Source organism: Microcoleus sp. Pol12B3, from assembly GCF_036701355.1.
Classification (GTDB): Bacteria; Cyanobacteriota; Cyanobacteriia; order Cyanobacteriales; family Microcoleaceae; genus Microcoleus.
Map to the genome: position 1 here is coordinate 1 of NZ_JAUBQS010000043.1, position 12,774 is coordinate 12,774.

Here is a 12,774-nt window from a genome sequence, read left to right on the forward strand (position 1 = left end):
CCGTGGAGGGCTACGAATGTCCACAGCCCACCGAGTTGGAACCAGCGGGTGAAGTCCCACTGTGCTTCGGGGCCCCACAGGAACAGCAGGGAGTGTCCGAGGCTGTTGGCTGGGGTGGAGACTGCTACGGTGAGGAAGTTGGCTCCTTCGAGGTAGGAACTTGCCAAACCGTGGGTGTACCAGGATGTGACGAAGGTGGTGCCTGTTAACCAGCCACCGATGGCTAGGTAGGCGCAGGGGAATAGCAGGATGCCAGACCAGCCTACGAAGACGAAGCGATCGCGTTTGAGCCAGTCGTCGAGGACATCAAATATGCCTCTTTCGGTCTGGGCGCGTCCGACTGCGATTGTCATTTACGCAAATCTCCAAATGGATATAATTACAACGGATTTGTATCTAGTCATGAGTCTTCCACCGTTGCCTCTGCTTAGCAGAAAACGAGTGGGATTATGAACAGACTTTACTTTTCTTTACCGTATTGACGATTATAGAGGTAATTCTTTACAAGAGCAAGTTTTTATTAAAAAATTTCCGACTTGTGACCTTGGACTTCTCCGAAGTCCCCGAAAGCCTCGAAGTCCCCGAAGTCTTTGCCCTACATTGGGGAACTTCTACTATATAGGAGTCTCTGCGCTTTGCGTCAGAAGCCCGGTGGCTTGGGAGATATATCGGCCTCAACCTCTGATTTTTCTAAGAAACTGGGTTTCCGTGGGTAAGTCCTATATATATACTGAGGATAGAGCTCCAAACTTAGGTTTTTAAGACTATATGTTCAGCATTGACATCATTGTGAAGAATACGCCCGTCTCGCTGTCGGTGCAGCGGAAGTTGGAGGAGGACGCTGAGACTGTTTACCAGCAGGTGCTGGCGGCGATTCGCAACTCCCAACCGCAAATTTTGGAACTCACCTGCGAGAAAAATCCTGAGAAAAAGGTGGCTGTACTCAGCAGCGAGATTTCTGGGGTGGTGGTTTCTCAGAAATCGGGGGCGTCATCTACAGGCAGATCCCCTGGCTTTGTCTCGATGACAGCAGAATGAGGGCTGGGGGTGTTGGTGCCGATATGAGCCAGTCAGCCGTTTCTGTGCGGGATTTGGGTTTTTGCTGGCCGTCGGGCGATCGAGTGTTGCAAGGTTGCTCTCTGGATGTACCGAAGGGCGAGTTTTGGATGCTTTTGGGCACTAACGGCAGCGGCAAGTCTACGCTGTTGAGGCTGATGGCTGGGCTGCTGCACCCCCAGTCGGGGGAAATTGACCTCGGCGGGCGGGTGGGTTTTGTGTTCCAAAACCCGGATCACCAATTGGTGATGCCGACGGTTGGTGCGGATGTAGCTTTTGGTTTGGTGGAGGAAAAGCTTTCTAACGTTCAGGTGCGGGAGAGGGTGGCGGAGGCTTTGGAGGCTGTGAATTTGCTGGATTTGCAGCGGCGGCCGATTTATGCTTTGAGTGGGGGCCAGAAGCAGCGAATTGCCCTGGCTGGGGCGATCGCCCGTCACTGCGAAATTTTGCTGTTGGATGAACCGACGGCTTTGTTAGATCCTGATTCTCAGTTGGATTTGGTGGCGGCGGTGCAGCGGTTGGTGAAAAATCGCGGGATTACAGCTTTGTGGGTGACTCACCGTTTGGATGAGTTGAATTATTGTGATGGGGCTTTTTTGTTGGAAAAGGGCGAGGTGGTCGATCGGGGAGATCCGGCGCGTTTGAAGCAGCGGTTGATGCAAAGCCAAGATGTTTAGCTGTCAAGCAATTTGAGAATTAAGTCATTCTGCGAGGGAAACCGCTCTGCAAGTCAAACGAACTCTGCCTCCGCAGACTAAGAAATAAATAGGGTATTTAACCAGATTTTGGCTCCAGCCCAAATTAATCTCGCAATCCCCGATCGCGCAACCAAGCATCTGCCCAAATTGTATCGGTTTCTGACAGCGGTGGTATGACTTCCCAGTTGCGATAATCTATCTTCAGGTCGTAACTTGCTATGTCGTAAATTTGAGTGAATAATTCCTGCAAATTGATTATAGGTTCGGTATCGCCCGATCGCAGCGGTAAAGGAAAGGCAGGCAGCGGGTTTTGCAGGTTAAAAGCATACAAATCTGCTCTGGGACGGCGATTTCCCCGACACACCAAAACGCTATAGTGGCTTTCAATGTCATTGCCAATAACTGGCATTTTTTGACCGCGCCGCAATAAATCTATTTCAATTAAATGAGTGCGACTGAATAAAATTTCTTCTCGCTTTTCTTCGTACATTTGTCGCCCTTTGCCTCTGCGCTTATTAGTAGGCGATAGGATTTCAATAACTGTTATTAATTCTTTGGTTGCCCTTTCTCTAATTTCTAAATAGCCTTCCCGAACCTGGTAGGGCAGGGGAAGAGTTACTGTTATTGGTTGTGTGGGCGGTGCTGCAACTGCTAGGTTTGATGCTGGTGTTTCTGTTGCTATTTGCGACTGTATTATGTTTACATCGGGAATGCCAATTGATAAATCTTCATCAGCAGTTTCATACATTCTCACTTCCACCGACACTAAATACTTAGGACGCAGTTGGGGAGATAAAAACCTGGCAATTTCAATAATTAGCCAGTGGTGTAGGGCGGGCCAGAGTTCGGGATGCTCTAAATACGGGTCCATACCAGGAAAGGGAGATGGCATTGATGTGACTCCTTGACTCAAGTCTATTTATAGTTTAGCAACATTTTTTTGGGGAAATTAGGGTCGATCGCACTTCCTGCCAAATAGAATAATTCCTATTTGTGGAAGGGCGATCGCACTTGTTAACGGTTAAACTTCTATCGGCAATTGTGTTTCAATTGGAACGCTATTTTCATCTAAGACAGACACCGCATTTACGAAAACAATTGTATGCGGGACTGCGGGCATTAAGCGGCGCAGTGCATTTAGGTAAGATTCGGCATCGGGGCGGCGGACGAAACGGGCGACTGTTAACCGCTGACAGTTGGGGAGGTGGCGAATTAGATGCCAAGGTTGAAGTCGATCGCGATATGTCGATTGTTTTGGTATCATAGGAAAATCCTTCCCACTTTTGTGGGTGGTGAATGAAAGGCGATCGCTCTAGATTTCTCAGGTCCGAGGGCGATCGCTATTAATTGTATATTCATTAAATTACGAGTAGTCGTAATTGTCAAGGGCGGAATGGGACGAATTAGACTGCGAGTTCGAGAACTTGCTCAAGAGAAGGGTTGGACTCTTAGGGAAGTCTCCAACAGAACGGGTATTCCATACACTACGATCGCCACCTATGCCAGTTCTCCAGGTATGGCAACTGTTGACTACACAGCTTTGGACAAGATGGCTCGTGCCTTCGATATTGCGATCGAAGATTTAGTCGAGATTTTGGAACAGTAAACTGATTGTGCGTAAACGAGGGCTCTTGCGTTAGCACTTTTTACACGATACTTGCGTATATTGGAATTTTCCGGCTGTAGACTAAAGTCAGGAGTTGTTCAGTCTGCCGGAGTTATATCAATGCCAATTAATCGTCTGTCTGACATAGAAGAAAACTTTGAATTGCTGCAAGAGCAATTAGTGGGCAAGCAGAAGGCTCTAAATTTAGCACCGCAAGAAGAAAAGATCCGAATTAAACAGCAAATCCGACAGCTACGCAAGGAGATTAGGGAGCAGGAAGAGGAGGATTGGCAGGTTGTCGCTCAGCAAACGCAAACGGTGGAAATTCCCGAACATGAGGCTGAGATTATTGTTGCCGAGATTGTCGAAGAAGTTGGACAAATTGAAGTGCAGGGACAGTATTCAGATGAAGGGCTTCAGATTTTGCAGGAGATTCGGGACAAGGTAAACCAACCGGGAGCGACAGCGGCGGCGAAACTTAAAGTCGTAATCTCAAGCATTCCGCCGTTTGTGGGAATTTCCTACGAGGCAGAATTGGATACAGAGAATTTTTTCCAGCAGCATTGCCCAACGTTTCGGAAAACGTTTCGGAAATTGATTAAGGTATTAGCAAAAAAGCCCTAGACCTGGAGAGAAAAACACTTAATCCAGGTTTCACAAGTTTTTACCAACTATACGATATTCCCTCCGAACTCGGTTCAAAAAACTTTGTCGGACGGGATGAGGAGATGCAGCAATTGCACGGATTGTTGCAGGATGGGAGCCGCGTTGCGATCGCCGCTGCGTCGGGAATGGGCGGCATCGGCAAGACAGAATTGGCATGGCAGTATGCAACATTTCACCGCGAACACAACACCTATCCAGCAGGGATTTGGTGGCTGTTTGTGCGGGAAATAGATTTAGCGCCGCAGGTGTTGCAGAAAGCGCTGCGAATGGGAATTCAGCCGCCGGATACTCTCGACAATCTGGAGGAACGGTTGCAATTTTGCTACGAAGAGTGGGCAAAAAAAACCTCTGGCAATGCTCTGCTGGTATTGGATGATGTCAACGATTACCGGGCGGTGCAGCGGTTGCTGCCTAGAAATCCCCGCTTTAAGGTGTTGCTGACTGCGCGAGAGCGACTGGAAGAAAAAACCTTGCAGCGATTGGATTTAAAGAAGCTCAGACCCTTGGATGCTTTTAAGTTACTGTATGAAGTTAGTCAGGCAGAGACTCGCATTGTTCAGGAACAGATTGTTGCTGAGAAATTGTGTGCTTGGTTGGAGTATTTGCCCTTGGGGATTGAACTGGTGGCAACCTTTCTCAAGGTAGAGCCAGATGTGTCGGTAGCAGAGTTATTGACACAGTTGCAGCAAAAGCTGTTGCAGGATGAGGTGCTGACTCCTGTAGCGGCGGCTTTTGAGTTAAGTTGGGTGCAGTTAAATGCTGCCGAACAGCAGTTGGCGGTATTGCTGAGTGTGTTTGCTTTGGCTCCCATGCCTTGGCAGTTGGTCGAGTCAGTGGTCGTAGTTTGTAGAGTAGAAGCGCCAAAGCAAAACTGGCTGAAGAAATTGTTGGTGGTGTGGGGAAAGGTGCAAGCACCCCAGCAGTGGTATTTGCTACTGGACGATCGGGTTTTGAGCCAGAGTCGGCGGCGTTTAGTGGAATTGAGTTTGCTGGGGCGGGTGGAGCAAAAGCAGTATCAACTTCATGCTTTGATTCGGGAATTTTTTGCGGCAAAATTGCCGGGACGCGCTGATGCTGAGAATTTGCGGAGAAGCTTTTCGGTGGTGCTGACAGCGGTGGCGAAGACGATTCCGCAGACTGTGACGCTGGAGGTGCAGGAACGGGTGAAGGAGGCGCTGCCCCATTTGGAGGTGGTGGCGGAGCAATGGTCGCATTTGCTGGAAAATAGCACTGATGCTACGTGGTCTTCCACAGGCTTAGCGCGGGTTGCTCAGGGACAGAGTTTGTGGGCAGAAGCGGAGAAGCGGTTGACAGCTTGCCTCCAGATGACTGAGCAACGCTGCGGAGCCGACCATCCCTCTACGGCAATGAGTTTGAACAATCTGGCAGGGCTGTACGAGTTGACGGGACGCTACGCGGAGGCGGAACCCTTGTTCGTGCGATCGCTCTTAATCATTGAGCAACAGCTCGGAGCCGACCATCCCTCTACGGCAATGAGTTTGAACAATCTGGCAGAGCTGTACAAGTCAACGGGACGCTACGCGGAGGCGGAACCTTTGTTTGTGCGATCGCTCTCAATCAGGGAGCAACAGCTCGGAGCCGACCATCCCGATACCGCAAGTAGTTTGAACAATCTGGCAGGGCTGTACCAGTCAATGCGACGCTACGCGGAGGCGGAACCTTTGTCCGCGCGATCGCTCTCAATCAGGGAGCAACAGCTCGGAGCCGACCATCCCGATACGGCAATGAGTTTGAACAATCTGGCAGTGCTGTATAAGTCAATGGGACGCTACGCGGAGGCGGAACCCTTGTATGTGCGATCGCTTTCAATCTGCGAGCAACAGCTCGGAGCCGACCATCCCCATACGGCTCAGAGTTTGAACAATCTGGCAGCGCTGTACGACGAGTCAATGGGATGCTACGCGGAGGCGGAACCCTTGTATGTGCGATCGCTCTCAATCAGGGAGCAACAGCTCGGAGCCGACCATCCCCATACGGCTGAGAGTTTGAACAATCTGGCACGGCTGTACGACGAGTCAACGGGACGCTACGCGGAGGCGGAACCGCTTTACCTCAGAGCATTAGAAATTTTTTGGAACCGATTGGGAGAAAATCATCCCAACACCCAAACTGCTAGGAGAAATTTCATTGCTTGTCTCCAGAAGGCGATATCAACGGGTCAAGATTCACAACTGTCCCAGCATCCAACAACGCAAGCAATGCTTAAGCGACTTCGGGAGACGGAGTAGCTGTTGCTGCTAGAGCGATTGTTGCCAATTTCCTACAAAACTTACGCATGGGGCCCAGAAACCGGGTTTTTTCCAGAATACTTCGTTACAGGGCAAAGACTCGATATAAAACCCGGTTTCTTTGTCGGAGTGCATGAGTCTCGATCGCATTAACAAGAGGTAAATTGCGATTTTTCGTTGGGTGGGGGCGGGTTTTTGAGATTGTCTATCTGTGTCACAAAGGGTTGGAAAAACCCGCACCTACAGGTCGATCGAGGATGTGCGACATCTCAGATTTTACGGTTGATTCCCCTACTTCATCTCATATCCAAACAAATTAGGATCGACTTCTCCCAAATTCAAATCAGCCAAACCATACTCAGCCCAACGCCTTTCTACCATCGCCGCCACATCCGGATCGGACTCCAAAACTTCCCCCCACTCGTGATCCGTTTCCGGCGGCATCTTCGTAGTAGCATCAATCCCCATTCTGCCTCCCAAACCAATCTTTTCACTGGCAAAATCTAACGTATCAAAGGGCGTATTCGGCAGAATAAATACATCCCGAACCGGATCGACTTTAGAACTAATTGCCCACACTACTTGACGCGGGTCGCGAATGTTGATACTTTTATCGACAACAATCACAAACTTAGTGTAAGTAAACTGCGGTAAAGCACTCCAAAATGCTAAAGCAGCCCGGCGCGCTTGACCGGGATATGCTTTATCAATCGAGATAATTGCCGCTTTATAACTAAGCGCTTCCATCGGTAAGAAGAAATCAACAATTTCCGATACTTGCTGTCGCAAAATAGGGGTATAAATACGGTTAAGCGCGATCGCCATCATTGCTTCTTCTTTCGGCGGCCGCCCGCTAAATGTGGTCAGATAAATCGGGTCTTTCCGGTGCGTCATGCAGTGGAACCGCACCAGCGGCGAATCTTCCACGCCGCCGTAATAACCCATGTGATCCCCGAAGGGCCCGTCGGGCAGAACTTCACCGGGCGTAATCGTTCCTTCTAACACAATTTCCGAGTCCGCCGGTACTTCCAAATCTACGGTTTTGCACTTCGCCAATTGCACGCCGGAACCGCCGTAAAGTCCGGCAAATAACCATTCCGATAAATCTACAGGAATTGGGGTTGCTGCGGCGAGAATAATCAGGGGATCGACTCCAAGGGCGATCGCAACTTCCAATTTTTTACCAGCCTGCGCCGCTTTCCGCAAGTGCCGCGCGCCGCCCCGCACGGATAACCAGTGTACAGTCATGGTGTTTTTTGACTGCAACTGCAACCGATAAACCCCCACATTCGGCGTACCCGTTTCGCAATCTTTGGTAATTACCAAACCGAGGGTGATAATTTTGCCCGCATCTCCCGGATAAGGGCGAATCATCGGGATTTTGTTCAAATCCAGCCCTTCTCCCTCAATTACCACTTGCTGACAAGCTGGGAAAAAGTCGCGGCCGGGTTTGGCTTTCACTACGTCGAACAGCACTTTGCCGAATTCTATCGCTTGCGAAATCTTTTTCGGCGGTTTTGGCTGTTGCAGCATTCCCAGTTTTTTGCCGAGCTCTTCTAGTTCTGCTGGCTTTTCCATGTTCATCGCCCAGCAAACGCGCTGTTCCGTGCCCAACAGGTTGATTGCGACGGGGAAATCTGCCCCTTTGACGTTTTCAAACAGCAGTCCGGGGCCGCCTTTTTGCAGCATTTGATTGGAAATTTCGGCAATTTCGAGGTCGGAATCGACTAAGGCGCTAATCCGGCGCAGTTGTCCCCGTTCTTCGAGCAGTTTTAGGAATCCCCGCAAGTCTCTTGCCATTGTTGTTAAAGAAATGTTAAGTGTCCCTACTATTATGCGGCGATCGGGGGATGGAGTGCGGGGTGGGGGCGATCGAGCGATCGCTAAATAAATTTCTCTTATTATCGTTACGCTAGGACTTGGTATTTATACGGTCGATAACAAATTGACTTTAACTAATTTTTATTTGCAATACTCTTAACCATAATTTAAACAAAGCTTATTCTATTGTTATTTAATCTACTATTAATCAAAATTTAAAAAAAGCTTATTATAAGCTATCCCTTTCTTGGCGGATTTCAGTCTATCCTATGGAGGAGATTTGCAAAGCCTGCTATTAAAGGAGAGGAGGAGTATGAATTTTTTCACTGCACGTTGGCGACGTGGTTTTATAGTGGTACTAGCAGTAGCAGCATTCTCGCTGACTTTGATTAGTTCTGCTGTAGCTGCTGTCACACTAAACGGTTCGGGAGCCACTTTCCCCAAACCTCTTTACGATCGCTACTTCTCTCAGATGAGAAGTGCAAATCAAATTACTGTAAATTACGAAGGAACTGGCAGCGGTGCTGGTATCAAAGCATTAATTTCAGGCACTGTTGATTTCGCAGGCAGCGACGCGCTGATGACGGCAGCGCAAATAGCCGAAGTAAAGCGCGGTGTCATGGCGGTTCCGACTGCTGGCGGCGCTGTTGCAGTTGTTTACAACTTGCCCGGAGTGACCAATCTGAGGCTAAATAATGATGCAATGAAAGGCATCTTTGAAGGGAAGATTACTCGCTGGAATGATGCTAAAATAGCGGGAATTTCTGGACAAGCTAAAAATTTGCCAAATACTCCAATTCGAGTAGCTGTACGCGCAGACAGCAGCGGTACAACCTTTATTTTTTCTAACCACTTGCAGGCGATCGGCAGCAGCATCAAAGCTGCCGCTCAGCCGAAGTGGCCAGACACCGCTGTCAGCGGTCAAGGAAACCCCGGCGTAGCTGCTTTGGTGAAGAATACAGCGGGTGCGATCGGCTACGTTCAAGATACTTATGCTCGGCAAAACAATCTCCAAACAGCATTTCTTCAAAATAAAGCTGGTAGGTTTGTAGATCCTAGTTTGGCTGAAGCAGAGAAAGCTTTAGCAGGGGAAACATTCCCCGCAGACTTCCGTTTAGTAGAAGGAAATCCTAACGACGGTTATCCGATTGTTGGCTTGACTTGGCTGTTAATCTACAAACAGTATCCTGCTGCGAAAGCAGAGGCTATTAAAAAGATGGTTAATTGGGTGATGACTACAGGTCAAGGTATCAACAAACAGCTAGAGTATACTACAATTCCTTCAGCTACAGCTCAAAAGGTGGTTCAAACAGTTAATCAGAGTGTGGTTGCCAGAAATTAATTTGGGCGATCGCACGGGGTTATGAGTTGATGAGTTCAATGCAGGACTCAAAACTCATAAATTATCAGGTTGATGTGCGCTAGATTTACTGTGTAAGGTGCGCTGTGCGCACCCTACAAACCAGGTGCGCTGCCATTTAAATTACTTGTTTTCCCAGCAAATATTTCACTTTTTACGCAATAATAATTCCGGTATGACCAATCTTTCAAAAAAACTGAAAAAACAGACTCGGCAACCGGCAGAAATAAACACAGAAGTAGATTTGACAGATACTACTGGTGAAGGTTTATGGATGGAGTCAGGATTTACATTATTTGTATGGGGTTTTGCCCTAGCGACAGCGGGTACGTTGTTTTGGATGAGTGCGGTAATTTTTAAAGATGCTTGGCCTGCTATTAGCAAATTTGGACTCTCCTTCTTGTGGAATCCCAAGTGGGATATCGGCGAGTTGCAGTTTGGGGCTTTGCCGTTTATTTACGGTACTGTAATTAGTTCTGCGATCGGCATAATCATCGCACTTCCTTTAGGGCTGTCAGTAGCTATAGTTACTAGCGAGAACTTCTTACCCGTCTGGGTGCGATCGCCCTTAGGATTCATGGTTGAATTAATATCGGCTATTCCCAGCGTAATAGTTGGCCTTTGGGGAATCTTTGTTTTGATTCCCTTTTTGTTGCCTTTGCAGCAGTCATTATTCGATAATTTCAGTTGGTTTCCCCTGTTCAGCAGCGAACCTTTAGGCCCCGGAATGCTGCCCGCTGGAATCCTTTTATCGATTATGATTCTGCCCACCGTAGCCGCCATCAGCCGCGATGTATTGATGTCAGTTCCAGTCGATTTGCGAAGTGCTTCGATGTCCCTTGGTGCGACCCGCTGGGAAACAATATTTAAGCTGTTACTACCAGCAGCTAGTTCAGGAATTATAGGTGCTACAATCTTGGCATTAGGACGCGCTTTAGGGGAAACAATGGCCGTAACAATGGTGATTGGCAACTCGATTCAAATAAACAAATCCCTGCTAGCTCCCAGCTACTCAATTCCTGCGGTTTTGGCAAGTCAATTTCGGGAAGCTCTCGAACCGCTGCACATCGGCGCTTTGATGTATTTAGCCCTAATTTTATTTGTCATCACTCTGTTGGTAAATGCGATCGCAGTATTGTTAGTTCAGCTAATTGGCGTCAAAGGAGCTAAGAATTAACACGCTCGAAATTAATTGAGTAACAAGCCTTTTTATGTATTATTTCCCACGCTCAAGACGGAGAAATAGAAAAGTATAACATCCTGAGAACAAGCTTGATAAATCGCCGAATCGATCTAAAATCTAACATCTAAAATTCCATGACTCAAGCCCAAAAATTAGACGGTATTCTGGATGCAGAAATTAACAACCCCCTGTCGCTAAGCCGAACTCTTTTCAGCCGAGGAATGACACTTATCGCCTTCGCTCTGACAGCTCTAGCCCTGCTCCCTTTGTTCGCTATTTTGTACAAAATATTGGGGGAAGGACTTACACATTTGAGCTGGGAAGTGCTAGTATCTTTGCCCGCACCCGTCGGAGTTGAAGACCAGCCGAACGGCTTTGCCAATGCGATTCTCGGCACTGCTTTAATGGTGGGAATTGCGACCTTAATCAGCGTGCCTATCGGCGTAATGACGGGAATATTTTTGTCTGAGTTTGGTAGAGAAAACAAAGCGATGGCTAATAGTATTCGCTTTATCACCGTCATTCTCAGCAGCGTTCCCTCGATCGTAGTTGGCGTCTTTTCCTACGCCCTAATTGTCGTTACCACCAAAGCATTTTCATCATTAGCAGGCGGTTTTGCCCTCGGCACCATCATGCTTCCAGTTGTTGCTCTGACAACAGAACAAGCATTAAAATTAGTGCCTACTTCTTACCGCCTCGCTTCTGCTGGTTTGGGAGGCGGACGCTTTCAAACTATGTTTCGCATTATCATACCTTCAGCACTTCCCACAATTACCACAGGTATTTTACTAGCTGCTTCGCGGGCAGCCGGTGAAACCGCCCCGCTGATTGTAACGGCTTTGTCGAGTCAATTTTGGCCTCCTTTAGTTGATAAATTGGGCGAGATAATGCAGTCTCCGATAGGTGCAGAAACTATGTCAAAACTAAAAGAAATTCCCGAAACACTGCTGACTCCGACTCCTTCTATGTCGGTATTAATATATAGCTACGCCAGCTCTCCTTACAAGGAGCAGAACGAATTGGCGTGGACTGCTGCCTCGGTCCTTTTGGGCATGGTTTTGATCGCTAGCGTCGCATCCCGTACAGTAACTCGGAAACGCTTGCAAAACCGATAACTCAATAACTAAAGTGCATCTCTCAGTCAAATATTAACAATATAACCAGCCAAATAATGAAACCTAAAGCTAATTTGAACTCCGAAAACTATACAGCTCAATTCCTAGATGATGCCACCCCGGAAATAGACCCCAATGCAATGCCAGCACTGCGGATTCAGGACTTGAGCTTTTATTACGGAACTCATAAAGTCTTAGAAAATTTATCGATGAATATCCCTCACCCGCAAATTACGGCGATTATTGGTCCTTCAGGTTGCGGCAAATCTACCTTTCTCAAAGCTCTCAACCGGATTGGTGAATTGGAGGGAAAAGTTCAAATTAAAGGAAGAGTAGAGTTTTTTGGACAGGATATTTACAGCCCAAAAGTAAACATTAATAGTTTGCGCCGCCAAATTGGGATGGTGTTTCAAAGACCAAATCCTTTTCCGCTGAGCATATACGATAATATTGCTTACGGGGTGAGAATTTTTGGTCGCAAAAGCAAAGCAGAATTAGATGAAATTGTAGAATCTGCACTTAAAAGTGCGGCGCTTTGGAATGAAGTTAAAGACGATTTGAAGAAATCCGCTCAGGGGATTTCGGGGGGACAGCAGCAGCGGCTTTGTATTGCTCGCGCTTTGGCAGTAAAGCCAAAAATTTTGCTAATGGATGAACCTTGTTCTGCTCTAGATCCGATTTCAACGATGAAGATTGAGGAATTATTTCAGACTCTGCGCCAGCAGTTAACTGTTGTGATTGTGACGCACAATATGCAGCAGGCAGCTCGTGTTTCTGATTACACTGCATTTTTTAATACTGATGAAAGTCGCATCGGCCGGCTGGTGGAATTTGGACCGACAAGTAAGATTTTTACTTCTGCCGGCAATTCGAGTACGAGAGATTACATTCAAGGCCGTTTCGGTTAATACTTACATCTTGAACCTCTTTCAGAACAGGCAAGATGCCTGTTCCACAACAGACTAGACAAATATTTTTGTGGAGCAGGCATCTTGCCTGCTATAGTTAGGGCAACCGCCA

The 12,774-nt window shown here is 47.7% G+C and carries 12 protein-coding genes and 1 pseudogene; 9 read left to right on the plus strand and 4 right to left on the minus strand.

Annotated elements, in window-relative coordinates; all coding sequences use genetic code 11:
• Positions 1-353, minus strand: a pseudogene (locus tag QUA53_RS20025) (photosystem II D2 protein (photosystem q(a) protein)); the annotation flags it as partial.
• 415 nt (positions 354-768) lie between these two features.
• Between QUA53_RS20025 and QUA53_RS20030 the strand changes: the two are divergent.
• Positions 769-1,038, plus strand: coding sequence for a hypothetical protein (locus QUA53_RS20030; RefSeq protein WP_190663726.1), 270 nt, complete (start codon positions 769-771; stop codon positions 1,036-1,038).
• A 23-nt stretch (positions 1,039-1,061) separates the two neighbouring features.
• Positions 1,062-1,733: an ABC transporter ATP-binding protein gene (locus QUA53_RS20035; protein ID WP_333099399.1), complete on the plus strand. Its 672-nt coding sequence runs from the start codon at positions 1,062-1,064 to the stop codon at positions 1,731-1,733.
• Between the two features lie 124 nt (positions 1,734-1,857).
• On the opposite strand, the gene QUA53_RS20040 is transcribed toward QUA53_RS20035, so the two are convergent.
• Both QUA53_RS20040 and QUA53_RS20045 read right to left on the minus strand, forming a co-directional pair.
• Positions 1,858-2,646 (minus strand): DUF4058 family protein, encoded by a 789-nt coding sequence (locus QUA53_RS20040; protein WP_333099400.1) that lies wholly within the window; start codon positions 2,644-2,646, stop codon positions 1,858-1,860.
• Positions 2,647-2,775: 129 nt separating this feature from the next.
• Positions 2,776-3,018 carry a hypothetical protein gene (locus QUA53_RS20045; protein WP_333099401.1) on the minus strand — a complete coding sequence of 81 codons (243 nt, stop codon included), beginning with the start codon at positions 3,016-3,018 and terminating at the stop codon, positions 2,776-2,778.
• 129 nt (positions 3,019-3,147) lie between these two features.
• Between QUA53_RS20045 and QUA53_RS20050 the strand changes: the two genes are divergently transcribed.
• From QUA53_RS20050 to QUA53_RS20060, 3 genes are all read left to right on the plus strand, one after another.
• Positions 3,148-3,360 (plus strand): helix-turn-helix domain-containing protein, encoded by a 213-nt coding sequence (locus QUA53_RS20050; RefSeq protein ID WP_172192515.1) that lies wholly within the window; start codon positions 3,148-3,150, stop codon positions 3,358-3,360.
• A 120-nt stretch (positions 3,361-3,480) separates the two neighbouring features.
• On the plus strand, positions 3,481-3,984 hold the full coding sequence (locus QUA53_RS20055) for a hypothetical protein (RefSeq protein WP_333099403.1): 504 nt from the start codon (positions 3,481-3,483) through the stop codon (positions 3,982-3,984).
• A gap of 104 nt (positions 3,985-4,088) precedes the next feature.
• Entirely contained in the window at positions 4,089-6,275 is a 2,187-nt protein-coding gene (locus QUA53_RS20060; RefSeq protein WP_333099404.1) for a tetratricopeptide repeat protein, read from the plus strand.
• 291 nt (positions 6,276-6,566) lie between these two features.
• On the opposite strand, the gene QUA53_RS20065 is transcribed toward QUA53_RS20060, so the two are convergent.
• Complete coding sequence (locus QUA53_RS20065; RefSeq protein ID WP_333099405.1) at positions 6,567-8,075, minus strand: UbiD family decarboxylase; 1,509 nt, start codon at positions 8,073-8,075, stop codon at positions 6,567-6,569.
• A gap of 334 nt (positions 8,076-8,409) precedes the next feature.
• Here QUA53_RS20065 and pstS point away from each other — a divergent pair, with 334 nt between their 5' ends.
• From pstS to pstB, 4 genes are all read left to right on the plus strand, one after another.
• Entirely contained in the window at positions 8,410-9,438 is a 1,029-nt protein-coding gene (gene pstS / locus QUA53_RS20070; RefSeq protein WP_333099406.1) for a phosphate ABC transporter substrate-binding protein PstS, read from the plus strand.
• A 193-nt stretch (positions 9,439-9,631) separates the two neighbouring features.
• Positions 9,632-10,633: a phosphate ABC transporter permease subunit PstC gene (gene pstC, locus QUA53_RS20075; RefSeq protein ID WP_333099407.1), complete on the plus strand. Its 1,002-nt coding sequence runs from the start codon at positions 9,632-9,634 to the stop codon at positions 10,631-10,633.
• Between the two features lie 140 nt (positions 10,634-10,773).
• Positions 10,774-11,754 carry a phosphate ABC transporter permease PstA gene (gene pstA / locus QUA53_RS20080; RefSeq protein WP_333099408.1) on the plus strand — a complete coding sequence of 327 codons (981 nt, stop codon included), beginning with the start codon at positions 10,774-10,776 and terminating at the stop codon, positions 11,752-11,754.
• Positions 11,755-11,810: 56 nt separating this feature from the next.
• A complete protein-coding gene (gene pstB / locus QUA53_RS20085; RefSeq protein WP_333099409.1) occupies positions 11,811-12,662 on the plus strand; it encodes a phosphate ABC transporter ATP-binding protein PstB in 852 nt (283 codons plus the stop codon).
• The last annotated feature ends 112 nt before the right edge of the window (positions 12,663-12,774 follow it).

What these genes read in the sequence shown, in the direction of transcription:
- QUA53_RS20030 (WP_190663726.1), top strand. Translation starts at nt 769, where the DNA reads ATGTTCAGCATTGACATCATTGTGAAGAATACGCCCGTCTCGCTGTCG.
- QUA53_RS20035 (WP_333099399.1), top strand. Translation starts at nt 1,062, where the DNA reads ATGAGCCAGTCAGCCGTTTCTGTGCGGGATTTGGGTTTTTGCTGGCCG.
- QUA53_RS20040 (WP_333099400.1), bottom strand. Translation starts at nt 2,646, where the DNA reads ATGCCATCTCCCTTTCCTGGTATGGACCCGTATTTAGAGCATCCCGAA.
- QUA53_RS20045 (WP_333099401.1), bottom strand. Translation starts at nt 3,018, where the DNA reads ATGATACCAAAACAATCGACATATCGCGATCGACTTCAACCTTGGCAT.
- QUA53_RS20050 (WP_172192515.1), top strand. Translation starts at nt 3,148, where the DNA reads ATGGGACGAATTAGACTGCGAGTTCGAGAACTTGCTCAAGAGAAGGGT.
- QUA53_RS20055 (WP_333099403.1), top strand. Translation starts at nt 3,481, where the DNA reads ATGCCAATTAATCGTCTGTCTGACATAGAAGAAAACTTTGAATTGCTG.
- QUA53_RS20060 (WP_333099404.1), top strand. Translation starts at nt 4,089, where the DNA reads ATGCAGCAATTGCACGGATTGTTGCAGGATGGGAGCCGCGTTGCGATC.
- QUA53_RS20065 (WP_333099405.1), bottom strand. Translation starts at nt 8,075, where the DNA reads ATGGCAAGAGACTTGCGGGGATTCCTAAAACTGCTCGAAGAACGGGGA.
- pstS (WP_333099406.1), top strand. Translation starts at nt 8,410, where the DNA reads ATGAATTTTTTCACTGCACGTTGGCGACGTGGTTTTATAGTGGTACTA.
- pstC (WP_333099407.1), top strand. Translation starts at nt 9,632, where the DNA reads ATGACCAATCTTTCAAAAAAACTGAAAAAACAGACTCGGCAACCGGCA.
- pstA (WP_333099408.1), top strand. Translation starts at nt 10,774, where the DNA reads ATGACTCAAGCCCAAAAATTAGACGGTATTCTGGATGCAGAAATTAAC.
- pstB (WP_333099409.1), top strand. Translation starts at nt 11,811, where the DNA reads ATGAAACCTAAAGCTAATTTGAACTCCGAAAACTATACAGCTCAATTC.